The sequence below is a fragment of the Nocardia suismassiliense genome (assembly GCF_900269665.1).
GTDB classification, from domain to species: domain Bacteria; phylum Actinomycetota; class Actinomycetes; order Mycobacteriales; family Mycobacteriaceae; genus Nocardia; species Nocardia suismassiliense.
This window is the reverse complement of record NZ_LT985361.1, coordinates 5,330,072-5,354,821: the sequence shown is the minus strand read 5'-3', so window position 1 is coordinate 5,354,821 and position 24,750 is coordinate 5,330,072. Positions and strand designations below refer to the sequence as shown.

Sequence of the window (24,750 nt, the reverse complement as noted above, 5' to 3'; positions counted from 1 at the left end):
CTGGGAGACGACAAATGCGTGCACTCTGTTGGAACGGCGTCAACGATCTGGCGGTGGAGACCGTCGACGATCCGTCATTACTCAATCCGCACGACGTCATCGTGCGGGTCGGGCTGACCACGACCTGTGGTTCGGACCTGCATTTCATCGACGGTTATCTGCCCGGCATGCGCGAAGGCGACGTGTTCGGCCACGAGTTCATGGGCGAGATCGTCGAAGTGGGCAGTGAGGTCACCGCGCGCAAAGTCGGTGACCGCGTGGTGGTTCCGTCGTTCATCGGCTGCGGATCGTGCTGGTTCTGCGAGCACGAACTGTGGTCGTCATGCGACACCACGAACCCGAATGCCGAACTGCAACAGCCGATTCTGGGGTACCCGACCGGCGGAATCTATGGCTACACCCATCCGTTCGGCGGCTATCAGGGATCCCACGCGCAGTATGTGCGCGTGCCGTTCGGCGACGTCAACTGCTTCACCATCCCCGAAGGCATCACCGACGAGCAGGCCCTGTTCCTCTCCGACGCCGTGCCGACCGGACTGATGGGCGCGGACTTCTGCGACATCGCACCCGGTGACACCGTCGCGGTGTGGGGCAGCGGTGGTGTCGGCCTCATGGCCGGGCACACCGCCCGCCTGCTCGGCGCGGGCCAGGTCATCGTCGTCGATCGGTACCCGGAACGACTGGCGTTGGCGCGCAAGCAGTTCGGCGCCGAGACCATCGACTACACCGCGGTGGACAGTGTGCCGGAGGCGATCCGGGAAATGACCGGCGGCCGCGGCCCGGACGCCTGCATCGAGGCCGTCGGCATGGAAGCGCACGGCACCGGCTTGCAGCAGATCTATGACCGCGCAAAACAATTGCTGCGGCTGGAGACCGACCGCGCGACGCCGTTGCGCGAGGCGATCATCGCCTGCCGCAAGGGTGGCGTCGTGTCGGTGCTGGGCGTCTACGGCCTGACGGACAAGTTCCCGATGGGCGTGGTGACCAACAAGGGTCTGACGATCCGGTCCTCGCAGCAGCACGGGCAGCGCTACGTGCCGCGGATGTTCGACTACATCCAGCAGGGCGATCTCGATCCGTCCTACCTCATCACGCATGACCTGCCGCTCGAGGACGCGGTGCGCGGCTACGACATCTTCAAGAACAAGCGGGAAGGTTGCATCCGGGCGGTCTTCCGCCCATGACCGAGAATCAGCGCCGCCTGGGCGGTTACGCGGCGACGATGACGCTCTACGCGATCATCGTCGCCGCGGTCGCACTGTTGGGCAGGGTGACCGATCGGCAACTCCCGCGCGGCATGTCGGCGCGGGATCTGATCACCACCGCCGCTGCCGCACACAAACTTTCCCGCACGGTGACCAAGGCCGCCGTCACCAGACCCGTGCGTGCCCCGTTCACCGAGGAGACCGACGACGCCGGTGGTCCCGGTGAAGTAATGGAGCAGCCGAAGGACGACGCGGGCCTACAGCACAGCTTCGGCGAATTACTCAGTTGTCCTTTCTGTTTCGACGTCTGGGCCGTCACCGCTCTCACCATCGGACACGTCTTCGCGCCCCGGGCGACCCGCCTGGTGGCCGACGGGATGACGGCCTTGGCCGGCGCCGACTTCCTGCACCTCGCTTACGCCAAAGCGCAACAGCTGGCCGAAGGTTAGTGCTGGCTCTGGTGGGTCGGCGCGCCGAACCGGAACGGTGCTCGCGGTGGGGCGAGCACCGGGCTGTCGCCGCGCCGGTGCGTGCGTAGTCCGGTGACGAGTTCATGGACCACGGCGGTGGCGTCATATTTCGGCGACCAACCCAGTTCTCGGCGGGCCTTGCCGGTATCGACGAGGCTCGCCCGGTCGGCCAGCTCCAGCCAGCCCGGGTGCAGTGGTGCCAGGCCGAGGCGCCAACCGGCCCACGCGGCCGCGGTCAGCACCCGCCGTGGCACCGGCAGCCGGAATCCGCCGAGCATTGCGGCGAGCGCGGGCGCCGCGACAACCGGTTCGGCGGCGAGATTGTATGCGCCGGTTGCTTGTTCGAGGAGGATCAGCCGGATCGCCGCGGCGACATCCTCGGCATGCACGAACTGCAACCGGAGGTCCCGCCACAGCGGTACCGGCAGCCGGCGGTGCCCGGCCAGGGAGCGCGGCAGCCACGGTCCCAGTACCCAGTCGGCCACCTCTGCGGCGGCGGCACCCTGCGCCACAGCGCACGGACGCACCCGAGCGATGCGGGTCGAGGGCTGCGCGCGGGCGAACACGTCGAGCTGTTCCTCGAGCGTGACCTTGCTCCTGCTGTAGGCGCTGGTTTCGATTCCGGTCAGCGGCCATTGCTCGTCGACTCGTCGCCATCGCGCGGCCGGGGTGTAGGCCGCCACCGAGGAGACACACGTCAGGTGGGCGACCCCCGAGGCGGCCACGGCGCGCAGCACGTTCGCGGTGCCGATCCGGTTCGTGCGCTCCATGGGCGGTTCTTCGGTGCGCGGATTGATCGCCCACGCCAGATGGACAACTGCGTCCGCCTCGGTGAACGCATTGGTCAGCGTCGGTATGGCCGCCGAGTCGCCGATGTCGCAGTGGATCCAGCGCACGCCCGCGTATGGCGCGCGCTCCGGCAGTGGCGGACGGCGGGCGATACCCACCACGTCCCACTTCTCGGCCTGCGCCGCACGCAGCAGTGCCGTACCGATATTGCCGCTGGCCCCGGTGACAACAACCTTCACGGGTACCCGCGGCCCGTCATCGCGCCGGTGTCGAAGGCGCGGTCGATGAGTTCGGCGACGTCGATGCGGCTCAACGCCTGCACCCGCGGGCTGGTCACCAGGGCGTTGACGTAGGCGACGACCTGATCGGCGACCAGGGAATTCAGGCGGGCGAAGGGCTCGGTCAGGCGCGCGAGCGTGTTCTGTCCGCGCACCTTGGTGACCACGTCCTGCCGGGAGATCCGTTGATGCTGGATGAGCAGGGCGCAGGGTGCGTCGGGCACGAGCGTGACCCGTGTCCGCACACAGGCCGCGGCCAAGTACTGCGCCGCGATCCCGCCCAGGCTTGCCTGAATGCGGAACGCGACCGGGACGAGCACCGACATCTCGCAGCAGTCCGTCTCCGACGGCACGACCTGGACGCCCTCGGCCCGGCCCGCTGCTGTCGCGGCGACGATCCCGCCAGGGCCCAGGGCGATCGGGCCGGTTTCGATGTGGTCGCCGATGATCTGCGCGATGACCCCGGCGATGTGTTCCGGCCGAGTCGCCACCCGTAACACGTTGTCGGCGAACGCCATACGCGACTGGACCGGCGAGGCCGGCCGGTCGTCCGCGACCGCGAATTGGTTGCTCATGTGTACCCCTTTCGGGACCCGTATACCCCGTTTGCGACGGATATGCCGAAGCTCGGGTATCTGTTGCGGGCCTGCGGCCGGAAGTCGCCGAACAAGTCGCGAAAACCGTGTTTACGCAATGGGTTCAGCGGTAGACGCGTCGAGAAGGGGATCACTTTGATGGCTGGAGGCCCGACATGTTTCGTCATACCGACCATTTGCAATTCGACGTCAAGCCGGAGAAGCCGGACCCGGTGTACGCGCGCAAGCTCCAGGAGCTGATCGGCGGTGCCTTCGGTGAGATGACCGTGACCATGCAGTACCTGTTCCAGGGCTGGAACTGCCGGATGCCCGGCAAGTACAAGGACATGATCATGGACGTGGCGACCGAGGAGATCGGTCACGTGGAGATGATCGCGACCATGGTGGCCCGGCTGCTCGAGGGTGCGCCCGCGACCCATGCCACCCAGGCGGCGATGGGCGATCCGGTGGTCGCCGCGGTGCTCGGCGGCATGGATCCGCAGCAGGCCATCGTGTCCGGTGGCGGTCCGGTGCTGGCGGACAGCAACGGTGTGCCGTGGAACGGCCGCTACATCGTGGCCAGCGGTAACCTGCTCGCCGATTTCCGGGCCAACGTCACCGCCGAATCTCAGGGCCGTATCCAGACCGCCCGGCTGTACCACATGACCGATGACCCGGGCGTGAAGGACATGTTGAAGTTCAACCTGGCCCGCGACACCTACCACCAGAATCTCTGGTTGTCGGCGATCGCGCAGCTCAAGGCGGACGGCATCGAGGACACGATCACCCCGAACGCGCTGTTCGACGAGGAACACGCCGAGCACGCGACCAGCCTCTGGCATCTGTCCGACGGCGTCGCCGCCGATCAGGGCATGTGGGCCCACGGCACGGCACCGGACGGCGTGCACAAGAACGGCTTCATCCCGGACCCGGTTCCGTTGGGAGACAAGGCCGCTCCGCCGCCGCCGGACCCGCAGCTCTACGTCACCTACGACGGCTCCCAGGGCAAGCCGCGCTCGACCGAGATGGGCACCCAGGCAGGTCTGGTCGGCAAGATCAAGGACACGTTGGATCCCAACAAGCCCTGAGCGGCAACCGTTTTCACCGACGGGGGCACCGGCCCGCACGCCGCGCCGGTGCCCCCGGATCATCGACAGCGCGGTATCCCGCCCCAGCGGTAACCGTCGCATCAGTGGATGTATAGCTGCCAGTCGTGCGGGAGACTGTGCACGCGGGCCGTATTGCCCTCGGCGACAATGGTGACCGTCGCAGGCCCCAACCGCAGATCCGTCAGTTCCACGGTGCCCCAGGCAGCCGGTATCCGGGGTGTCAGGTTCAGGATGCGCTGGGGCACGTGCGGGTGCAATCCGAGGGCTGAGCGGACGAGCAGCAGCGGTGCGGCACTGGCCCACGCCTGTGGGGCACAGGACGTCGGATACGGCACCGGAAACCGGAAGCGGTTGCGCGAGAAGCCACAGAACAGCTCCGGTAGCCGGCCGCCGAACTCGGCGGCGGCATCGAGCAGTCCGGTCGCCAGACGATGGGCCAGCGCTCGAGCACCGGGCACGTGCCGGTACCGCAGTAGTCCGGCCACGGCGATGGCGGTGTCATGGGGCCAGACCGATCCGTTGTGGTAGCTCATCGGGTTGTACGCACCCATGTGCTCGGCCAGCGTGCGCAACCCGAAACCGCTGTCCATGGCGGGTCCGCCGAGTTGCTCGATCAGCTGGCCCGCGCGCCGCTCCTGGACGATGCCGGTCCAAAGACATTGGGCGGCATTGCTGGTCACCGCGTCGACGCGGTGTTTCCGGTCGTCCAACGCGATGGCGTAGCAGCCGTTCTTCGGGTCCCAGAACGCCGCGTCGAAGCGTTCTCTGAGCTCTTCGGCCGCCTGGCGCAGCCGGGCGGCCGTCTCGGGATCGCCTAGGGCGTCGGCGATTTCGGCGCGGGCGACACGGGCCGCGTAGACATACCCTTGGACCTCGGCGAGCGCGATCGCGGGCGCGGCGAGGTTCCCGTCCGCGTCGTTGATCGCGTCGTAGCTGTCTTTCCAGCCCTGGTTCGCCAGCCCTCGATCGGTCTTGCGCCGATATTCGACGAACCCGTCGCCGTCCAGGTCGCCGTACTCATCGATCCAGGCCAGCGCGGCATCGGCGGCGGGTAGTAGTTCTTCGACGCGCGTCTGCTCGGCGCCCCACTTCCAGCATTCGGCCAGCAGCATGACGAACAGCGGGGTCGCATCGACCGTTCCGTAGTAGACGTTCCCGCCGGGCGTCGGGCCGCCGACCGGACCGCGCCGCGTCTCGTGCATGATGCGCCCCGGCTGTTCCTCGGTGCGCGGATCGGTCTTCGTGCCTTGCGTTTTGGCGAGTTCGCGCAGGGTGCCCACGGCCAGCTCGCTGTCCAGTGGCAAGGCCATCCACGAGGTCAGCAGGCTGTCGCGGCCGAACAGTGTCATGAACCACGGCGCGCCCGCGGCCACGTACGCGGGGGAGTCGTCGGCGACCTCATCGATGCGCAGCGAACCGAGATCGGTCTCGGTCCGCTGCAGGACCTGTCTCAGCATCGCGGAGGTGGCGGTCAACCGGGTCGCGGTTGCTCGCCAGGCCCGGATTCGATTGGTCGGGCTGTCTTCGGCGTCGCGGGTGATCGGCGGAGCGCGGTGATGGTCGTGGATCGGCTGGGCGAATATTTGTGCTTGCCACTGGCTTCTGGCGCCGATGACGACTTGCCAGCGCAATCCGTCCACTTGGACGACAGGGTGTGCGGTGGCGTTGACCGCGAGACCGCGTCCTGGTTCATCCCGGTCGGTGAGTAGCAGGTCGCCCCCGGCTACCGCCGCTTCGCTCGCTGAGGGTCCCCAGCGTCCTTCCTTCACCGCGAAGAGATCGACGAAGTCGGCTGCTACCCGCAGTGTCAGGCTCAGCGCGGTGTCCTCCTGCCCGAGGTTCCAGACGGTCAGTACCTCGGCCAGCCCGTCCCCGACGAGTCGGCGCCGCTCGACGAGCACGGTGCTGTCGGCCAGCCCGGCCTGCGGCGGCTTCCGCAGCACGAAGCGCGCTTTGAACGGTTCGTGGCTGCGTACGGCCAGCTGTTCGAGCGGCTGATCGTCGACCAGGAGCTCCCAGCGCGACAGCACCCGTGCGTCCCGGTAGAACATGCCGTGCGCCGTGCCCGGCCGGATGTCGCCGAGGCTGTTGGAGACGCAGAACGTGCTGCCCTCGACCAGCGTCACCGTGCCGAGACCGGAGTCGACGGCCACGGGTGACCCCATGCCGAGGATCTTCGGGTCCGAGCTGCTCATACGCATGCGCCTACCCCAGCCATCATCCAGCAAACGCGGTGCGCCGGTTAGGCGTGGCGAAAAGGGGATACCCCCGGCCGGAGGAGGTGGTGCGCCCCGTGGGCGGGTGCCGGTTTCGCGGGAAGGGGCTGTGATGGTGTCGAACGTACTGGCCGCGTTCTATGCGGCAGGGGATGGGCCGCCGGGACTGTTGCCCGCTCGCCAGCAGATGGCGTTCTCGCTGGGCTGGCACATCGTGCTGGCGTGCTTCGGCGTCGCCTTTCCCGCCATGATCTATGTGATGCACCGCCGGGGAATCACGCGCGACGATCCGGTCGCGCTTGGTCTCGCCAAGCGGTGGGCGACGGTGTCGGCGATCCTGTTCGCCATCGGCGCGGTATCGGGCACGGTCCTCAGCTTCGAGATGGGCCTGCTGTGGCCGGGACTGATGGGCCGCTACGGCGACGTGCTCGGCTTACCCTTTGCCTTCGAAGGGCTTTCGTTCTTCATCGAGGCCATCTTTCTCGGTATCTACCTGTACGGCTGGGGTCGGATGCCGCCGCGGCGGCACCTCGCGATGCTCATCCCGATGGCGGCGGCGGGGGTGGTCGGCACATTCTGTGTCGTCAGCGTCAACGCGTGGATGAACAACCCGACCGGGTTCCGGCTGGTCGACGGCCAGGTCACCGACGTGGACCCGTGGCGGGCGATGTTCAACGACGGGGCCGTCCTGCAGTTCGCGCACATGTGGGTCGGCGCGTTCATGGTGGTGGGTTTCGTGGTGGCCGGGGTGTACGCCGCCGGCCTGCTGCGGGGGCGCCGCGACGAGCACCACCGGCTCGGATTCACGGTGCCGTTCGTCTTCGCGACCGTCGCCGCGCTGCTGCAACCGGTGATCGGGCATGTGCTCGGGATGCGCGTGCACGACACTCAACCCGCGAAGCTGGCCGCCTTCGAATTGGCGACGACCACTGAAGGCCCGGCCCCGCTGCGGCTCGGCGGCGTGCTGGTGGACGGGGAAGTCCGTGGCGCGGTGGAGATCCCACGACTCGGTTCGATCATCGCCCGCAACTCGCTGACCGCGCCCATCCCCGGCCTGGATTCGGTTCCCGCCGACGAACATCCGCCGGTCAACGTCACCCACCTCGCGTTCCAGACCATGGTTGGCATCGGCACGTTGCTCGCGGCGATGGTCGTCGTATTCTGGCTGCTGCGCTGGCGTCGGCTTGATCTGCTCGGTGCCCGCTGGTTCCTGCGCGCCACCGTCGCCTCCGGACCGCTCGCCGTGCTGGCGCTCGAATGCGGCTGGGTGGCAACCGAGGTCGGCCGACAGCCGTGGACGGTGTGGCACACGCTGCGCACCACCGACGCCGCGGGCACGAGCACCGGCCTGTGGTGGAGCTATATCGGAGTGCTCGTGGTGTATCTCGGCATGACGGTGGGCGCGATCGTCGTATTGCGTTCGATGACCCGGCGCTGGCGCGCGGGCGCCGAAACCATCTCCGCCCCATACGGTCCCGGAGCCGCACCGATCGATCAGGCGCAGCGCGCCGGAAAGCGGTGAGGCGATGGAACTGTCGGATGTGGTGGCGACCGCGATGTTTACCGGGGTGGTGCTGTACGGGTTGTTCGGTGGCGCGGATTTCGGATCCGGGTTCTGGGACCTGACCGCGGGCGGGGCCCGTCGCGGGGGCCGGCTGCGGGTGCTGATCGACCACAGCATCGGCCCGGTGTGGGAGGCCAATCATGTGTGGCTGATCTACATTCTGGTGTTCCTGTGGACGGCCTACCCCACGGTGTTCGCCGCGATCACGACCACGCTGTTCATCCCGTTGAGTCTGGCCTTGCTCGGAATCGTATTGCGCGGAGCCAACTTCGCGTTCCGCAAGTACTCGGCGACGATGAGCCAAGCCCGGCTGTTCGGCGCCTTGTTCGCGGGGGCGTCACTGATCGCTCCGTTCTTCCTCGGCACGGTCGCGGGTGCGATCGCGTCGGGGCGGGTGCCGGCCGAAGGATATGGCGACCAGCTGACCTCGTGGCTCAACCCCACCTCGCTACTTGGCGGCCTGCTCGCGGTGGGCACCTCCGCGTTCCTCGCCGGGGTATTCCTTACCGCCGACGCCGCGCGCTCCGGCGACCCGGCGCTGGCGGCGTACCTGCGCCCACGCGTGCTGACGGTCAGCGCGCTCACCGGAGCGATCGCGATCGCCGCGATCGTGCCGATCCGCCATGACGCACCGACGCTCGGTGCCGGTCTACTCGGCCGGGCTTTTCCGCTGATCGTGGTGTCGGCGGCCGCCGGGGTGCTCACGCTCGTTCTGGTGTACCGCCGCCGCTACCGTCCGGCCCGCATCGCCGCGGTGGTCGCGGTCGCGGCGATCGTCATCGGATGGGCCGTGGCACAAACACCGTGGATCCTGGTGGACCAGATGCTGATCGCCGAGGCTGCGGGAGCGCGGGCGACGCTGCAGGCGCTGCTGATCGTCGTCGCTCTCGCCGCGGTCACGGTCGTTCCCGCGCTCGTTTATCTGTTCTGGCTGACCCAGACCGACGCGTGGGTCCGTGACGAAACCATCCACCGCGGTCCCGGTGAGCAGTCCGGGGACCCTGCCCGCTCACCGGCACCTCAGGGTCGGTCGGACTGATACCACCGCTGCGGCGAGCCAGTTCAGTAGCCGCAGCGGTGGTGTCGCGCCGTCAGACGCTGTACTCAGCACCCCTGGCCCACACGCGGTGCTCCGGCAGCAACGCGGCGATCGCATCGAACGCCGCGGCGACGGTCTTGGTCGCCGCGACACCGGCCGAGCTGTCCGGGATACCGGCGGCGCGAAGGGCATCCGCCCCGTCGGGGGTGTAGGCGATCCCCTTGAGGTGGCGGTGCGCCTCCTGGAGGAGCAGGGTGAGTCGGACGTCGTCCGCGGTGCTCGCGATGACGAGGGCGTCGAGTTCGATGGAGCGGACGGTGTCGAGGGTGCGCGACACCGTCACTTGGGTTCCGCCCCTTTCCAGTTCGCCGCCGTGCGGCGCGATCACCAGCGGGGTCATCGACTGCCCCGAGATGGTGGCGACGGTGGCGGCCAGGTCCTTCAGGTCGGTGGACTCGTCGGCGAAGATGCCGATGATCCGGCCGTCGGTGGGCCACTTGCCGCCGAGCTGAGAGAGTGCGGGCGACACCGCCACCTTGACCTTCTTGTTCGCCTTGCCTGCCGGAAGCGGCAAGCCGAGCCCCGCGGCGACGGTCTGGGCGAGCCGCTCGTCGATCTGCCGCAGCACCGTCACGGCGCGCAGTTTGATCGCTTTCTCGTAGCACTTGCCGAGCTCGAAGGTGTAAGCCTTGGCGACGTGCGCCTGCTCGACCGGCGAGAGGCTGGCGTAGAAGAGCCGGGCCGAGCTGAAGTGGTCATCGAAACTCTTCGGCGCCTCGCGCACCTTCTTGCCCGCGACCGCCTCCGGGTACTCGATCAGCGCGGCGTCCTTGTTCCCGGCCAGGAACGGGCAACCGCCGTCGAGGCTGTTCGGCCGGTAGGGCGCGACGCCGGAATGTACTGCGGTCTGGTGCATTCCGTCGCGGAACATATCGTTGGTGCCGACGTGCGGCCGGTTGATCGGCAGCTGCGCGAAGTTGGGTCCGCCGAGGCGCGAGATCTGGGTATCGAGGTAGGAGAACAGGCGGCCCTGCAACAGCGGGTCGTCGGTGTGATCGATGCCGCGCACCAGATGACCCGGGTGGAAGGCCACCTGTTCGGTCTGCGCGAAGTAGTTCGTCGGGTTGGCGTTGAGCGTCATCGTGCCGATCACCTGCACCGGAGCCAGCTCTTCCGGAACCAGTTTGGTGGGGTCGAGCAGATCGATGCCTTCGAAGGTCTGCTCCTCGGTGTCCGGGAACACCTGCACGCCGAGGTCCCACTGCGGGAAGGCGCCGGATTCGATGGCATCGGCCAGATCGCGGCGGTGCATGTCCGGATCGACACCGGCGGCGATCTGCGCTTCTTCCCAAAGCAGCGAGTGCACACCGAGTTTCGGCTTCCAGTGGAACTTCACGAGAACCGTCTTGCCGCGCGCGTTGATCAGCCGGAAGGTGTGGACCCCGAAGCCCTCCATCATGCGATAGGAGCGTGGGATGCCACGGTCCGACATGTTCCACAGGGTGTGCGCGGTGGCCTCGGTGTGCAGCGTGACGAAATCCCAGAAGGTGTCGTGCGCGCTCTGCGCCTGGGGGATCTCCCGGTCCGGGTGCGGCTTTCCGGCGTGGATGATGTCCGGGAATTTGACGCCGTCCTGGATGAAGAACACCGGGATGTTGTTGCCGACGAGATCGAACACGCCCTCGTCGGTGTAGAACTTGGTGGCGAAACCGCGAGTGTCGCGCACCGTGTCGGCCGAACCGCGCGAACCGAGCACGGTGGAGAACCGCACGAAAACCGGCGTCTCCTTGCCCTTTTCGAACAGTGACGCACAGCAGATCTTCTCCGCCGCGCCGTTGGCCGCGAACACCCCGTGCGCGGCCGCGCCGCGGGCATGCACGACCCGCTCGGGGATGCGTTCGTGATCGAAGTGGGTGATCTTCTCGCGCAGGTGGTGGTCTTGCAGCAGCACCGGTCCGCGCGGACCCGCCTTCAGCGAGTGGTCGGTATCGGGCACCCGCGCACCCTGCGCCGTCGTGAGGTAGGCGCCCTGCTGCGCCATCGCCTCGACGGGGGCAGGCACCGGCACCCCTGTCGGCGTGCTCGGCCGCGGGGCGGCCTGGTCCGGTTTCGGCGGCAGCGGTTCGTGCGGCTGCGTCGGTTCGGTCACCGAGGGAGCGGTGACGGACGGCGCTCCGGGCACGACGGGCGGCGTTTTCGACTTCGAACGACGGCTGGATCCGGGCATTCGACGCACCTCCTGAGGGCGAGCGGGCACAAAGGTTCTCTCGCGAGCGGCTTGCCCAGCTGTCCTCGATGCAAACAGCCCTGGTCGGATGGTCTTCGGTCCGGCGCTCAGTTCGCGGGCAAGATCGTCGCGGCCGGTGCCGCGGCGACGGCAGGAGCGGCGGTAACCGCTTCTTCGGTGGTCGCGGGGTAGTAGTCGGCCGTTTTGCTGCCTGCGATGAAGTCGTCGGACCAGCCGCGGGCGAGCACTTGCAAGACCGACGTGTTGGCCACGTCCGGGGTGCCGCACAGGAGGTTCCCCATCGAATCGGAGCTGGTGCCCTCGGCGTCGGTGTGCAGACCGTTGCCGAGCCGGATGCCGAGGAACGGGCGGTTCAGGCGTTGCTGCACGGCGTCGGTGCCGCTGCCGAGGTTGTTGCACAGCGACGGTTGCGCGGCGATCGTGAGGATCGGCAGATCGGTGGGGTCGAGGTCGGCCAGCGCTCGGTCGGTATTGTCGCCGAGAAAGGATTTCACGGGGTCGAGCAGTACCAGCCCGCGCAGCCGGTGCCACGTGTCCGGATAGGCGACGTGCAGACGGTGCGCGACGAACTCGACTGCTTCCGCGCCCGCAGAGTGTCCGACGAAAACGAAGTCGCGGGGCAGTGGCGGGGGGAGCCGGCCCGCGTCGGCGGCAGCGGCGGCCAGGCTCCGGGACAGTGCGCCGTCCGGGTTTGCCGCGGTGCCGAACAGGTTCGCGACATTGTCGAGGAAGCGGGTGTTGTCCCCGAGGTTCTGCAATGTGCACCCGGCGAAATCGATGAAGGGCAGTGCGGGGGCGAAGACGAGGTAGCCGCCCGCGGCGAAGGTGGTGGCCAACTGCGCGACATTGCTGTGCGTGCGGGCGAAGCCGTGCTGGATCCAGACCATGCCCTTCGGCACGCCGGTCGGCAGATACCAGTCGACGCCCTGATGCAAAGTAGTTGCGGCGCAGGGGATATCGACCACACCGGGCAGCCTGGACAGCTCGGCGGCGGTGGCCGGGGTGGCGGTGGCGAGGCAGGTGACGATGGCGGCAGCGGCGGCGAGTGCCGGACCTCGAAAATTCATGGCGACTCCAACGGCGATGCCCAGGGTGTTTCCCTTGATGGAATGGCGTTTCTTAGCCGTTGGTGTTCATTAGCACCTACATCGGGATGGCTGTCAAGCGGTGGAATGGCTTTGGGTGGACGGGGATCGATGCTGGAAGACGTAGGTACCCATTGCTCTGTGTTTCCTTATGGGAAACTGTGTTTCGAACTATTGACCTGATGAGCGCCGCCTGGTTACTGTGATTCGGTGCTCGACTCCGGCCGCAGTCCTGATATTCGGCCTACCCGAGCCGCGACGGTGCGATCCGCGCTGTATGTGCCCGGCAACCGGCCCGAACTATTCGACAAAGCGCTGGCCGGTCCCGCGGATGTGATCCTGCTGGACCTGGAAGACGCTGTGCCGCTGGCTGACAAGGATGCGGCGCGTGCGACGGTGTCCTCCTGGTTGCGCTGCGTTGTTGCTGCTCGGCAACAGATCTGGGTCCGTGTCAATTCCGGTGCTGCCGGGCAGGATGATCTGGCGGCGGTAGCACTGCCCGCGGTCTCGGCGGTCTGCCTGGCGAAAACCGAATCGGTGGAACAGGTCCGGGCCGCGGCCGAGGTGCTCGGGGAGTACGAACCGCAGCACGGCGCGATCCGAATCTGCCCGCTACTGGAGAGCGCGGCGGCTGTTCTCGACGCCCGCGCGATCGCGGCCGGTCCACGGGTGGCTCGACTTCAGCTCGGCGAGGCAGACCTGCGGGCCGAGCTGGGTATCGAACCGAGCGCCGACGACCGCGAACTGCTGACGGTGCGTACCCAGGTGGTACTGGCCAGTGCGGCAGCGGGTATCGCGGCACCGCTGGGACCGGTCAGCACCGACTTCCGGGACCCGCAGCGGTTACGCGAATCCACACGGGCGTTGGCGCGAATGGGCTTCCGTGGCCGCGCCTGCATCCATCCGGCGCAGCTCTCGGTGGTCAACGAGATATTCACGCCCGCCGCGGATGAGTTGGACCGTGCGCGAGCGCTGGTGGATCGCTTCGAGTCCGCTGCAGGCGGGGTCCTGCTGGACGAGGCGGGCAGAATGGGGGATCTGGCCGTGGTCCGCCAAGCTCGTCGCCCGCTGGAAGGCTGAAGCACATGACTATGGATTCCGTGTGATCGTTTCGGTACTCTTCCTGCTGCTCGCGGTCGGGCATCTCGCCCTCGCACTGATCGGTGTGTCGCAGATCCGCGCCGGTGCTTCTCGGATGTTCATGCTGCCCACGGTGTTGTGTGCGGCGCTGTGCTACGACAACGCCGTGCTCGCCTTGGGGAGCACGCTGGGTGCGGGGCGCTCACTCGAGCTGATGAGCGTGCCGCGCTTCGTACTGCACGCGATCCTTACCCCTTTGCTCGTGCTCTGGGCGCGCGCTGCGATGGATAGGGCGGACATCCCGGTGGCGCGGCGTCGTGGCGTTCAGGCCGCCGCAGTCGCGCTCACCGTCGCACTCATCGCGATCGGAAGTCTGCACGTCCTCCAGCTCGACCTGCGACCTCGATGGTGGGCGGGCGCACTGCGTTATACGGACGTCGACGGTTCCGCTGCGACGGCAGTGCCCGCGATCATCGCCGGTTTGGTCGTGCTTGCTGCCGGCGTAGCCCTGTGGCGCCGACATCGCTACCGCGTACTCTTCGCAACGGCGGCGGTCATGACGCTGGTAGCCGGAGCCGCGCCCGTCATCCCGGTGCTCGGCAACGCGGGCGAGCTCGTCCTCTCCGCGGGCCTGCTCGGCACCGCCGACTGGCTGCGGCGGCGCGACGAGGACCGCTCAATGGTCCCGCAGTAGCGAACCCGCACCCTCGATCCGGTCGTGGATGCCGTTGTCGCGCAGCGCCATCCACCAGGTCGCGGCATTGATGGCGATCACCGGTTTGCTGAGCCAGCGCTCGGCCTCGTCGGCTAGGCGCACCATGGACAGATTGGTGCCGCACTGGACGAGGGCGTCGATACCGTCGCCGTCCACCTCGAGCAGCGCGGACCGCAGGTCGCTCTCCGGCACCTGGGCGATGGATACCGCGGTGGGGCAACGCAATCCCTTGATCGCGGCCACTTCGAACCCCAGCTCGCCGAAGAACCGGACCACATTCGCATCACCGATCGGTTGGTAGGGCGTCACCACGCCGATCCGCTTCGCGCCGTTGAGTGTCAGCGCGCGCCTGCACGCTTCGGCACCCGTGGCGACCTGCAGCCCGGTCGCGTCCTCGATCTGCCGCACGAACTTCTGATTGCCCTCGATACCGCCCCAGAACGTCTCGGCCGACATGCCCATCACCATGTAATCCGGCTCGCAGGTCAGCACCCGCGCGCAGGTCGCGTCCATTTCGGCGCGGATCTGCTCGAGCAGCCGGTCCATGCCCGCATCGTCACCCATGTTCTGGTCCCGGATGTGGATGCGGCCGAAATGCGCGGTCACCCCGGGCACACCCATGCGCGCGAAATCCGGTTCCACCACAGTATTCGTCGACGGGGCGAGCACCCCGAACTTGCGCCGCCAGCCCAAAACGTCAGGCATAGAACATCTCCCCATCGCTACGATTCATCGTGCTCATTCGGCGAACAGATCGCGTCGCCGGAACGGAGCGGTGGCGAAGCGGCCGAGCACCTTCGGTGTGGTGAGCCAGCGGACGTGCGCGCCGTTGCGCGGGTGCGCGACGGCACGTTCGGCCAGCCACGGTGCCACGGTCTCGACCCGGTCGGCGAGAATATTGAAAATTTTACGCGCCTCGGCCAATTCGCCGGGATCGGAATAGCCATGCGTCAGTAGGTCGGTGACGACCATGCCCGGGCTCAGCAGCCCGACGGAGACACCGGTGGGCACCTCCTTGGCGAGTGCCTCGGTCAGATAGGTGAGTGCTCGTTTGCTCGCTCCGTAGACCGACAGTCCGGGTACCGTTCGGCCGTCGCTGCCGAGACCCTCCATGTTCCACACGTGCCCGCCGCCCGCGTCCGCCATGCCCGCGATCGCGACGGCGGAGCCGTTGAGCGCGCCGATCAGGTTGGTGTCGACCACTTTCCGGACATCCTCGGCGGGCAGCTCCCACAGCGGCGTTCGGGTGTGCGTGATACCCGCGTTGTTGATCCAGACATCGATCCGGCCGAAGCGGGCGACCGCGGCATCCCAGAGCGCTTGCAGCTGAGCGCGATCGGTGACGTCGGCGACCAGCAGCAATGCGGCATCCGGCAGTTCGGACCGTAGCTTGCCGATCCGTTCGGTATCGGTGCCGCACAACGCGACTCGATGACCCCGGTCGAGCAACGCCCTGGCCATGCCGAGCCCGAGGCCACGGGTGCCACCGGTGACCACGACGGTCCGGCTCGCGGGCGCGCTCATGAGCGCACCAGCACGCCGTGCAGCACAGCGCTGAGGCTGTTGTGTTCGAACAGTTCGTAGACCACGGCGAGCTCGGTGCCCGCGCCCATCCCCGGTTCGGCGTCCATCATGAATTCGCGTCCGTTGAGTTTGCCGCCGTCGCACAGGTGCAGCACCGGATAGTTGGCCCGGCCGTAGGCCGTTGCGTTGCCCCAAGCGCCAGGCCCCTCGTGGAATGAGCGGACGCCGTCGCGGCGCACCGTCGCCTCGAAGGTGCGGTCCAGTGCGCCGCTCCAGGTGACGCGGTGCTCGGCGGTGAGCAAGCTCAGCGGCGTCACGTCGAGCACGATCCGCACCGTGCCGCGCGGCTGCTGGTCGGCGCCCCACAGCTCGCAGTCACCGGCGTAGCGGCAGTCATCCTTCGTCGGCAAGACGAAAGGAGTAGCACCGCACCGTGTCTCGTGTTCGATGAGGTCGTCGCGCAGTGCGGGGTCGCGGGTGTAGACGCCATTGAACACACCGATCATCGCCGGCCCCTGGTACAGCACCGAGGAGTACACCTGCGTATCACCGAGGGTCTGGTTCCAGGTGTTCAAACCCACCTGCCAGCCGGGTCCGTAGTAGTGCGCGTCGACGAAGCCGCCGTAAGGCCTGCCCGCACCGTAGAAGTCGGGTCCGGTGTAGAGCCGGTCGTTGTCGGAGTCGACCACCCCGAAGGCGAACGGTGCGCCGAGGGCGAACCGCCCCGCGAGCTCGCCGCCGCCGGTGAGCCCGCCGTCCATGTAGTAAGTCGTTGTCCCGTCGGCGAAGACCGATGATCGGCGGATGTCCTCGAAACCACGCCAGACCCCGTCGGCGGCGAACAGCGATGGCCTGCCGGCCCATTCGCCGGCGATGCGCTGCTGCCATTGGCTCGGTGCTGCGGCGGCGGTCATCCGAGCAACTCCGCCCGCACCCGCTCGGCCTGCTCGTCGCCGAGCAATCCGGCTACCTGCGCCCACACCAGGTCCACCTCGGGGCTGAACAGGTTCGCGCGGTTGGCGCGGTCACGGGCGGCGGTATCGCCGGTCACCGGCGGAACTCCCTTGTCCACCAAGGTGAGCCAGTGCTGGAGATAGCCCTCGACGGTGGCATCCAGTGCCTGGAAGGCGGCTTCGGTGGCTCGGCACACGACCATCCACGGCGACATCATCGCCCGCTGCCGCGGCCCGATCGCCGCCGCCGATACCCCGTCCAGCTGCCATGCCGCCTCCAGCAGCGGGGTGAGCGGCAGGTAGGCGGCATCGAGGTAGGCGAGATGCACCGCGAGGTCGGCACGGGGAATGAGATCGAGGTGCATGGCGTGATAGTGCGTCGACCGCACCGAGTCCAGGGTGAAGTGCGGGATCGCCGAATCAGCCGGGGTGAAGGCGAAGATCATATGGCTGTCCAGGCCGATGGCCGGGACGACCAGATCGACGGTGACGACCTTGTCGATCGGGCCACCGCGCAACACCCGCAGCCTGCCGACCGGGTCGGGTGACATGGTGCTGGTCAGCGCGGTGTCGTCGGCGGTGGTGAGTTCGAGGGCGGTGCTCAGCGTCCGCAGCGTGCGTTCGCTGAGTTCGGTGGGCAGGCTCATCGCGGTGTTCCTCCGTTGCGGGCCTTGTGTACCCAGGCCTGGTCGAGTTCGGGATTGTCGCGCCGGGCCGGCGAGGCGATGACGGTGGCGGTGCGGCGTGGCCCGTCCCCGGTGATGATGTCGTCGCCGCCGACCCACCAGCCGTCCTTGATCAGCTGGGATCGCCTGCGCCGGTAGGCGACCTGCAGTGCGTCACTGCGTACGTGCAATTCGTCGGACAGATCGAACGGCAGCAGCTCGGGGTGTTGTGACTCGACGATCGGTTTGTCCTGCAGCAGAATGTCTTTGATTCTTCGGCGGGCGTCCGCGTCGGCCCAGCGGCCGGTGAAGAAGTTCCGGTAGCCGAGAATCTTGATCAGGGTGCGGTCCTGCGACAGCGGGATATTGAAGTCATAGAGCAGCAGATCCCCGATGGGCAGCCGGATGTGCAGCTTCACCACATTGGGCAGGTACCAGCCATTGGTGACGGTGACGAACTCCGGGCGCGGCTTGTTCCTGGACAGCACACCCCAGAGTCCGCTCGGCGGTGGGGGACTGAGCTGGATGTCGGCCTCCGCGGACCAGTCGTCCTTGCGCACAGTGAAATTCGGGATCTCGGGCTTGTCCGGATTACCGAACCTGGTGCCGTGCACGAACGGTGTGTGCGAGGCGTCGACGACGTTCTCGAAGGTGCGCTCGTAATTCGCCTCGACCTCCATCTCGAACTGCACCCTCCGGAAGGCCGGATCGTCGTGCACCGGGATGTCCGGGATCGGCGGGCGCTGGCGCTCGGGCAGGTCGCCGAGGAAGGCCCAGACCATGCCGTAGCGTTCCTGCGTGGGGTAGGCATCGACCCTGGCCTTCTTCGGAATGGCCCGATCCGCCGAGTTCGCCGGTATGCGCACGCAGGCGCCCTCGGCGTCGTACTGCCAGCCGTGGTACGGACAGGCGATACAGTCGCCGGTGAGCGTGCCCATCGACAGCGCGCCACCGCGGTGCACGCACAGATCGGACAGGCATACCGCCGTGCCCGCGGTGGTGCGATACAGCACGAAGTCCTGGCCGAGGCAGGTCACCTTTTTCGGTGTCCGGCCGACCTGGTCGGCGAATTCCAGGGCGTACCAGAAGTTTTTCAACATTGTTCGTGCTCCGCTAGGTGGGGCCGCAGCACCTGCGCCGCGACGTAGTCGGCGAGTTCGGTTCGCGCCGTTGCCGAATCGTGCAGGTGCGCGTGCAGGAAACTGGACGTGAGCCGGGCGAACGGCGCCAGCGCGTCCACGTCGCCCGGTCCGTCGAGGAAGGCCCGTGCCGCGGTGGGATCGGCGTCGGCGATCCCGAAGTGGTTGGCCTCCGGGATGACCGCGAGCAGATGGTCGCCCGGTGGCAATGCTTCGTCGAATGTCCTGGCCACCGGGTCGGGTCGGTTTTCCCCGTCCTCGCCGTACCGGTCGGCGCTGCCGTTGATGACACCGTCGTTGGTGCCGACGCCGAGCAGTACCGGGCAATTGACCTGTGCGGGCAGCACGGTGCCTGCCGGCCAGCCGAGCATGGTCGCCACCATCGTGTGCGCGCCCCACGCGAAAACCGCACCGACCGAAGGGAAGAAGCGCGCCGACTGGAGCACGACGGTCCCGCCCGCGGAATGGCCGCCGAGTGCGATGCAGTCCAGATCCAGTGCACCGCGCAACGGGCCGTCGTTGTTCAACTCGGTGAGCGCGTCGAGGACGGCGCCGATCGTCGGACAGGTCGGGCGGGTGCCGTAGGCGTCGGGCCGGGCCGCGTCCAGATCGACCCCGACCGTCAATCCGCGCAGCCCGCCGAACAATTCGGCGACCCGATCGAAAGTCACCACCACGAAACCGGTTTCGGCGATGGCGGTGGCGAAGCGGCGGTAGGAATCCTGACCGACATTGACCCCGGACAGGAAAACCACCACCGGATACGGTGCGGCCACCGGATCGGGCTCGAAGACGCCGGTCAGCCGCTCGTGGTCGGAGCCGGTGGCGATCGCGGGGTAGTAGACCTTCAGATGCGCGGTATCGAAGGGCGCCGCACCCGCGGTGCGCGCCGACCACCAGAGCGAACGGACCATGCTCATGACCGTGTCTCGCGGACACTCAGCGCTGCTTCGCCGGTCGGCCGCGGCAGCTTGCGATCGCCACCCCAGAGGCTACGTACCAGGCGCTGGGTAAGTTCGGCCCCGAACATGCGCTCGCCCATCACATTCGCGGGATCGCGCTCGGCGATATTGCGGCGGACCGCGAGGTCACGTGCCGCCAGTGCCGGCTGCTCGTCGGCGGGCACCGGCGCGGCGGCGTCGACCCAGCCGAGCCACTGCTCGACCCGCGCGCCGAGCAGCGCGGCGACGGTCTCCCGATTGGCCCGATGCGGTGGGAAGGAGTAGCAGTACGCGGTAGGCGACAGGCTGCCACGGATGAACCCCGTGCGGCTGGTGAACCACGTGAAATCGGGGTGCTCTTCCTTGAACGCCAACCACGGTGCACCGTTCTCGGCGTAGTAGCTGTCGAAGTAGTCGCCGTCGCCGACCAGATCGCCACGCGGTACCGCGTCGACATAGAACCAACCCTCCGGCCACAGCAGCAACGCGATGCCCAGATGTGGGACCCTGACTTGCGGACCGAGCCACACGGTGAGGTGCAGGTTGACGAAACCCGTTGCGGGGTCGCCGATCCAGGAATGCACCAGCCAGTCGATCTCCGGTCCGGTGTAGGCGGCCAGGCTGCCGGACGGGCCGGTGGCCGGGTCGCCGTAGCTGGCCAGATCGTCGGTCGACGGATCTCTGGTGAGGTCGAACCGTTCGGCGATCCGAGACTTCAGCCCGCTCAACAGGTCTCGCCATTCCTGAAAGGTCTCGGTGACGTCCGTCCTGGCCGTCTCGTCGACCAACTGCTCGACATGTCGCACTGTTTCACTCATCGTCGCTCCGGGTTCTGTCGTCACTGTGCTTCTGTCGTCATGGCGTCGAGCGGGTGCCGCGGACGCCCGTCCACCAGGTCGGTGCCCCGGGATACGGCGCGGTTAACGGCCTGCGCGGGACGCACGGTCGCGCGCACGCTCGGCGCACCGGGCGGGGCTTCGGTCACGATGGGGTGGCTGATCACGCCGGTGAACGGGCCGCTCCACGCGGTCCACAGCGTGAAATCGGGGCTCAGCGCGTAGATCGCGCCGACGAGTCCGCCGTGCTCGTCGCTGCCCGCGGCGACGATGTTCATCCGGTTCTCCGCGGCGCGCTCGGCCAGGCCGAGCGGCAATTCCCATGGCTCGGCCGGGGAATACGGCACCGCGACGACGTCCACGTCCTGAATCGCGGCCAGCCGGAAGCTCTCCGGGAACAGGGCGTCGTCACCGACCACGAGTGCCGTACGGCCCCAAGGCAACTGGAAGACGGCCAGCGCACTGCCCTGCCGGGTGAGCCACGGATGACGGTTGGTCGGGTGCAGCTGCGGCTGGCAGCCGACCACCCCGGCGGCGTCGACCAGCACGCCGTGATGCGCGCCGCCGGTTCGCACGCTGAGCACCGCGTGTGCGGTCGTTCCGTGCAGTGCCCGGACGACTTCCGGGACCGGCATCGCCGCGAGTTCGGGCAGCACGATGAGGTCTACGTCGTCGGCCGCGAGCTCGGCAATCAGCTCGGGGTCGGCGATCGCGAGCGCGGCCGACAGCGTCGGCGACCCGGCCGGTGCACGCCGGCCGAGTGGTGCGCTCGTCAGCGGGGCGTAGAGCTCGGGCCTGCGCGCGGCGAGGATGTCGGTGCCGTCGGGCCTGCGTTTGTCGTCGGCCAGCGGCACGTCGATATCGGCGACCACGATCGCCTCGCCGGTCACCGGCGCCATCGCGACCGGCCTGCCGTCCGGGCCGACGATCTGGCTTTCGCCCGCGCCGTGCAGGCGATCCGGGGGTACGCCGAGGCGGGCGGCGATCTGCGGCAGCTGGTCGGCGGGCAGGAGCGGGCCGACCTTGTTCGCGGCCACCACCCACACCTTGTTCTCGGCGGCGCGTACCGGTATGTGCAGGCTCGCTTCGTCGATGGCGAACGAGTTGAGGCTGTTGAGCAACAGCTGTGCGCCGCGCAGCGCGAGTGACCGGGTGACCTCGTTGATGACGCCTTCCATGCAGGCGTACATGCCGATGCGGCCCAAAGGTGTAGTTATCACCGGTGATTCGGCCGTGCCTGCATCGAGATAGTCGTTCTCGGCGCCCATCAGGATCTGCTTATCGGACTCGCCGAGCAGCGCACCGTCCGGTCCGAACAGCAGGCCGGTGCCGGTGGTGCGGCCGTCGGCCCGCGCCAGGGTGACGCCGATCTTCACGTAGCAGCGGTGCCGTCGCGCCCGCTCGGCGACCGCGGTGAGGAAGGTGTCGCCGAGTGTGCAGGCCATTCGGCGCGCATGCGCCCGATCGTCGTACCAAGATAGATGGTTACAGAATTCCGGCAGCACAACGAGTTCCGCCGCCGCGTCGGCGGCCTGGTCGATCAGGCGGAGGCAGGCGTCGAGGTTGACCGCGACGTCGGTTCCCGCAGCGAGTTGTGCGGCCGCGACTCGGGTCATGGACTCGGACCCTTTCGTTCATTGCGTTTCGTAGGACGAAACGCAGTTTCCACCTTGTTCCGATTCTGTACCCCGGCAAAGGATCTGTCCAGGGGTGGCGAGACATTCGCCTTGACACTGTCCGACGTCGCGGGCACGATATGGCAATCGTGAAACTGCGTTTCCCTCAGTGGAACGCGAGTGGAGGTTACGGATGACGAGGCATCGCCCATCCCTCGGTAATGCGGACAGCGGGCGCCCGTCACGGACTGCGATCGGCCACGCCAACCATCCGCCATATGGCGCGCGCCGGACCGTAAGTGTTGGTGCGGCAGTGCTTTGCGCGGTGGCGGCGGGGCCGGTGGCGGGCGGTCAGTTGGTGTTGCTCGGCAAGCCCTTCGGAGGGGTGCTCGGGGTGCCAGGGGCGGTGGTCGGTTATCTGGTGCTCACCGCCGGGGTGCTCGGGCTACTCGCTGCGGCGCTGTGTCTGTGGCGATTGCCGCTGTCTCTCGGAATGGCAAGTGTAAGTGGCAGTCTCGCTGGCATCGCGGTAGTCGTGGCGGGTGTCGTCGATACGGTCGCGGTGTTCACGATCGCGGTGCTCGTCGCGGGCGCGGCGACGGGTCCGTTGTTGCTCGCCGGTCGTGCCCTCGCGGCAGAGTTCGGTCGCGGAAACTTCGTCTTCCTCCATGCAGCGGCCGCAGGGGGAGTAGCCATCGCCGCGCTGCTGAGTGGTCATTACTACGAGGAGCCCAGTACGGGTCTCCTCATCACGGGCGCGTTGACCACCGCCCTCGGCGTGGCCGCAGGGACGGTCGGGCTTCGTGGCACAGACGGTCCGACTGCTGACCGAGTCGTTGAGAACTCCAGCCCTCCTCGTCCGGCTCTATTCGGTTATGTCGCAACAGGACTCGTGGTCGGCGGTACGGTGCTACCCGCGCTGCACCTACTGCTGTTCCGGTGGAACGAATTCGGTGCTGAGCAACTCAGCTGGCTCGCATTCGCGGCCGCACCTGCGGTGGCCATCGTTGCCTTGCCGGGGCGTCGACCCGCGGGTGCCCCCGTGCTGTTGATCCTGGCGGCGGGCGGGGCGCTGCTCGTGGTGACCGCGCCGGGGCCGGTGCCGTTGGCGATCGGGCTGGCGGTGACGTTGGCCGCCGCTGCGCGCGCGATGACTGCGCTCGACGAGTTGGTCTGGGAGACCGCGCCGCACGCCATCGGAGTTTGCGCCCTCGTCGTGGCGACCGCGGGGTTGGCGGGCCTGGGCCTGGTCGACCTGCTGGGCCGGCTCATCGGCACGGGGTCTGCGCTGACCGTCCTCGGTATGGGCGTACTCATCGCGGCCTGGCTGTCCGGCCGACCTGACCGACGCCTGCTCCCCGGCACGCGCGGATCGTCCAGCGAAAGAGGTGCGCCATGAGGAGTTTCGGTACGACGGCTCGGGTAGCGGTGACGCTGGCGCTCAGTGGTTTCCTACTCGGCTCTCCGGCGGCGGCGTTCGCGGACGCACCCGCGGCGATCCAGGTCGACGCCACGTCCGAGCTGACCGAAGGGCAGCGAATCACGCTGAGTGGCAGCGGCTTCCGTGCTGGACTGGCCGCCGTCGCAGTGGGCATGTGCAAAGCGGGCTTCAGCAACGGACTGAAGGACTGCGACTTGTCCGGCGGCGCGACGTTCGTCAATATCGGCGCGGACGGCACCTTCGGCCCGCTGACCCTGACCGCGCACCCCCGATTCCACGAGATCGACTGCACCCAGCAGCAATGCGTGATCGCGGCCGCGCCCCTACCCGGCACCGAACCGCCTGCCGTCATCGCGGCGAATTCCGTTGCGGTGCCGGTAACTTTCGCGGGCGCGCGGCCGCCGGCTGCTTCGGCATCCGTCCCCGCCGCGGCCGCGCGCTCGGACACCGACATCGAAGGGCCGTCCACCGTGCTGTGGGCGGCCACCGCCGGCCTGCTCGTGCTCGTCGCCGGTTTCGCCCTCGCCGATCGGCGGCGACTGTGAAATCCATCAGGAGGAAAATGTGAAGCTCATCGGTACCCGGCCCGGGACAAACGGCATATTCGGCAGACCACGTCTGGTGGCGCTGGCCGCGCTCACCACGGTCGGGCTGCTCGGCGGCATGCCGACCGCGCTGGCCGCACCGGCTCTGCAGGTGAGCCAATCCACGGGACTCGCTGTGGGACAGACGATTACGGTGATCCTGGACGGCCTGCCCGCTAATATGGCGGCGGTCGCGGTCGGCCAATGCAAACCGCGGATCGCGGGGCCGGGGGACTGCAATCTCACCGGTTCGATGATGGGTGCCGCTGATGGGCAGGGCAGTTGGCAACCCACCGGGGACAAACGGGCCATCACGCTCGTCGGCGCGGTCGGTGGCACCGACTGCACCGCGGCACCGGGTGCCTGCACGATCAGTGTCACCAGCCTGACCAACGCTACGGAGATCATCGCCTCGGTACCGTTGACCTTCGGGCCGCCCGCGGAGACTCCGAAACCCTCTGCTGCCGCGAGCGATACAGCCGAGAACGACGACTCCGACAGCAACACTCCCGTCATGGCGGGCATCGGCATCGCCGCAGCGGTGCTCATCGCGGCCGCCGTGGTGCTGGTAGCGCGTCGCCGTCGCAACTGATCGCAACGGATGGTCCGGGGCATGCGCAGGTCGTCCCGGGCCATCGGTTGCGACCATTCGGGCCGGACCAGTGGCGTGGGGGGATG

General features: G+C 68.0%; 23 protein-coding genes. 10 read left to right on the top strand and 13 right to left on the bottom strand.

What is annotated here, in order from left to right; all coding sequences use genetic code 11:
- Nucleotides 1-14 precede the first annotated feature (14 nt).
- Together DBO33_RS23780 and DBO33_RS23775 are read left to right on the top strand one after the other, a co-directional pair.
- Complete coding sequence (locus DBO33_RS23780; protein WP_107657032.1) at nt 15-1,184, top strand: zinc-dependent alcohol dehydrogenase; 1,170 nt, start codon at nt 15-17, stop codon at nt 1,182-1,184.
- Nucleotides 1,181-1,654, top strand: coding sequence for a DUF1360 domain-containing protein (locus DBO33_RS23775; RefSeq protein ID WP_107657031.1), 474 nt, complete (start codon nt 1,181-1,183; stop codon nt 1,652-1,654). The genes DBO33_RS23780 and DBO33_RS23775 overlap by 4 nt, the downstream gene beginning before the upstream one ends.
- Here DBO33_RS23775 and DBO33_RS23770 read toward each other — a convergent pair.
- Nucleotides 1,651-2,703, bottom strand: coding sequence for an NAD-dependent epimerase/dehydratase family protein (locus DBO33_RS23770; protein ID WP_107657030.1), 1,053 nt, complete (start codon nt 2,701-2,703; stop codon nt 1,651-1,653). The two genes, DBO33_RS23775 and DBO33_RS23770, sit on opposite strands and share 4 nt — an antisense overlap.
- Entirely contained in the window at nt 2,700-3,317 is a 618-nt protein-coding gene (locus DBO33_RS23765; RefSeq protein WP_107657029.1) for a hypothetical protein, read from the bottom strand. The genes DBO33_RS23770 and DBO33_RS23765 overlap by 4 nt, the downstream gene beginning before the upstream one ends.
- Before the next feature lie 176 nt (nt 3,318-3,493).
- On the opposite strand from DBO33_RS23765, the gene DBO33_RS23760 reads away from it, so the two are divergent.
- Nucleotides 3,494-4,405 (top strand): manganese catalase family protein, encoded by a 912-nt coding sequence (locus DBO33_RS23760; protein ID WP_107657028.1) that lies wholly within the window; start codon nt 3,494-3,496, stop codon nt 4,403-4,405.
- A 101-nt stretch (nt 4,406-4,506) separates the two neighbouring features.
- On the opposite strand, the gene DBO33_RS23755 is transcribed toward DBO33_RS23760, so the two are convergent.
- The gene (locus DBO33_RS23755; RefSeq protein ID WP_107657027.1) at nt 4,507-6,627 is read right to left on the bottom strand and encodes an amylo-alpha-1,6-glucosidase; all 2,121 of its coding nucleotides are present in this window, start codon (nt 6,625-6,627) and stop codon (nt 4,507-4,509) included.
- A gap of 127 nt (nt 6,628-6,754) precedes the next feature.
- On the opposite strand from DBO33_RS23755, the gene DBO33_RS23750 reads away from it, so the two are divergent.
- Nucleotides 6,755-8,164, top strand: coding sequence for a cytochrome ubiquinol oxidase subunit I (locus DBO33_RS23750; RefSeq protein ID WP_107657026.1), 1,410 nt, complete (start codon nt 6,755-6,757; stop codon nt 8,162-8,164).
- A 4-nt stretch (nt 8,165-8,168) separates the two neighbouring features.
- A complete protein-coding gene (locus DBO33_RS23745; protein ID WP_107657025.1) occupies nt 8,169-9,245 on the top strand; it encodes a cytochrome d ubiquinol oxidase subunit II in 1,077 nt (358 codons plus the stop codon).
- Nucleotides 9,246-9,297: 52 nt separating this feature from the next.
- Here the strand turns inward: DBO33_RS23745 and DBO33_RS23740 are convergent, their stop codons facing one another.
- Both DBO33_RS23740 and DBO33_RS23735 read right to left on the bottom strand, forming a co-directional pair.
- Entirely contained in the window at nt 9,298-11,472 is a 2,175-nt protein-coding gene (locus DBO33_RS23740; protein ID WP_107657024.1) for a catalase, read from the bottom strand.
- Nucleotides 11,473-11,579: 107 nt separating this feature from the next.
- Nucleotides 11,580-12,560, bottom strand: coding sequence for an alpha/beta fold hydrolase (locus tag DBO33_RS23735; RefSeq protein WP_107657023.1), 981 nt, complete (start codon nt 12,558-12,560; stop codon nt 11,580-11,582).
- Nucleotides 12,561-12,788: 228 nt separating this feature from the next.
- Here DBO33_RS23735 and DBO33_RS23730 point away from each other — a divergent pair, with 228 nt between their 5' ends.
- Both DBO33_RS23730 and DBO33_RS23725 read left to right on the top strand, forming a co-directional pair.
- Entirely contained in the window at nt 12,789-13,658 is an 870-nt protein-coding gene (locus DBO33_RS23730; protein ID WP_199856730.1) for an HpcH/HpaI aldolase/citrate lyase family protein, read from the top strand.
- A 22-nt stretch (nt 13,659-13,680) separates the two neighbouring features.
- A complete protein-coding gene (locus DBO33_RS23725; RefSeq protein WP_107657021.1) occupies nt 13,681-14,352 on the top strand; it encodes a hypothetical protein in 672 nt (223 codons plus the stop codon).
- Here DBO33_RS23725 and DBO33_RS23720 read toward each other — a convergent pair.
- The 8 genes from DBO33_RS23720 to DBO33_RS23685 are packed head-to-tail and all read right to left on the bottom strand — an operon-like array spanning nt 14,335 to nt 22,047.
- Nucleotides 14,335-15,078, bottom strand: coding sequence for a maleate cis-trans isomerase family protein (locus DBO33_RS23720; protein ID WP_107657020.1), 744 nt, complete (start codon nt 15,076-15,078; stop codon nt 14,335-14,337). The two genes, DBO33_RS23725 and DBO33_RS23720, sit on opposite strands and share 18 nt — an antisense overlap.
- Before the next feature lie 33 nt (nt 15,079-15,111).
- Nucleotides 15,112-15,897: an SDR family oxidoreductase gene (locus tag DBO33_RS23715; RefSeq protein ID WP_107657019.1), complete on the bottom strand. Its 786-nt coding sequence runs from the start codon at nt 15,895-15,897 to the stop codon at nt 15,112-15,114.
- The gene (locus tag DBO33_RS23710; RefSeq protein ID WP_107657018.1) at nt 15,894-16,811 is read right to left on the bottom strand and encodes a hypothetical protein; all 918 of its coding nucleotides are present in this window, start codon (nt 16,809-16,811) and stop codon (nt 15,894-15,896) included. Before DBO33_RS23710 ends, DBO33_RS23715 begins: the two co-directional genes overlap by 4 nt.
- Nucleotides 16,808-17,497 (bottom strand): hypothetical protein, encoded by a 690-nt coding sequence (locus tag DBO33_RS23705; protein WP_107657017.1) that lies wholly within the window; start codon nt 17,495-17,497, stop codon nt 16,808-16,810. The genes DBO33_RS23710 and DBO33_RS23705 overlap by 4 nt, the downstream gene beginning before the upstream one ends.
- The gene (locus DBO33_RS23700) at nt 17,494-18,615 is read right to left on the bottom strand and encodes an aromatic ring-hydroxylating dioxygenase subunit alpha (protein ID WP_107657016.1); all 1,122 of its coding nucleotides are present in this window, start codon (nt 18,613-18,615) and stop codon (nt 17,494-17,496) included. Before DBO33_RS23700 ends, DBO33_RS23705 begins: the two co-directional genes overlap by 4 nt.
- Nucleotides 18,609-19,568, bottom strand: a complete 960-nt coding sequence (locus DBO33_RS23695; RefSeq protein ID WP_107660534.1) for an alpha/beta hydrolase family protein — start codon at nt 19,566-19,568, stop codon at nt 18,609-18,611. The genes DBO33_RS23700 and DBO33_RS23695 overlap by 7 nt, the downstream gene beginning before the upstream one ends.
- A 2-nt stretch (nt 19,569-19,570) precedes the next feature.
- Nucleotides 19,571-20,413 carry an oxidoreductase gene (locus DBO33_RS23690; protein ID WP_107657015.1) on the bottom strand — a complete coding sequence of 281 codons (843 nt, stop codon included), beginning with the start codon at nt 20,411-20,413 and terminating at the stop codon, nt 19,571-19,573.
- Nucleotides 20,414-20,433: 20 nt separating this feature from the next.
- A complete protein-coding gene (locus DBO33_RS23685; RefSeq protein WP_107657014.1) occupies nt 20,434-22,047 on the bottom strand; it encodes a nitrilase-related carbon-nitrogen hydrolase in 1,614 nt (537 codons plus the stop codon).
- A 313-nt stretch (nt 22,048-22,360) separates the two neighbouring features.
- Here DBO33_RS23685 and DBO33_RS23680 point away from each other — a divergent pair, with 313 nt between their 5' ends.
- The 3 genes from DBO33_RS23680 to DBO33_RS23670 are packed head-to-tail and all read left to right on the top strand — an operon-like array spanning nt 22,361 to nt 24,664.
- Complete coding sequence (locus DBO33_RS23680; RefSeq protein ID WP_159080448.1) at nt 22,361-23,446, top strand: hypothetical protein; 1,086 nt, start codon at nt 22,361-22,363, stop codon at nt 23,444-23,446.
- Nucleotides 23,443-24,033 carry a GPS-CTERM domain-containing protein gene (locus tag DBO33_RS23675; protein WP_107657012.1) on the top strand — a complete coding sequence of 197 codons (591 nt, stop codon included), beginning with the start codon at nt 23,443-23,445 and terminating at the stop codon, nt 24,031-24,033. The genes DBO33_RS23680 and DBO33_RS23675 overlap by 4 nt, the downstream gene beginning before the upstream one ends.
- Nucleotides 24,034-24,052: 19 nt before the next feature.
- On the top strand, nt 24,053-24,664 hold the full coding sequence (locus DBO33_RS23670) for a neocarzinostatin apoprotein domain-containing protein (RefSeq protein ID WP_159080447.1): 612 nt from the start codon (nt 24,053-24,055) through the stop codon (nt 24,662-24,664).
- The last annotated feature ends 86 nt before the right edge of the window (nt 24,665-24,750 follow it).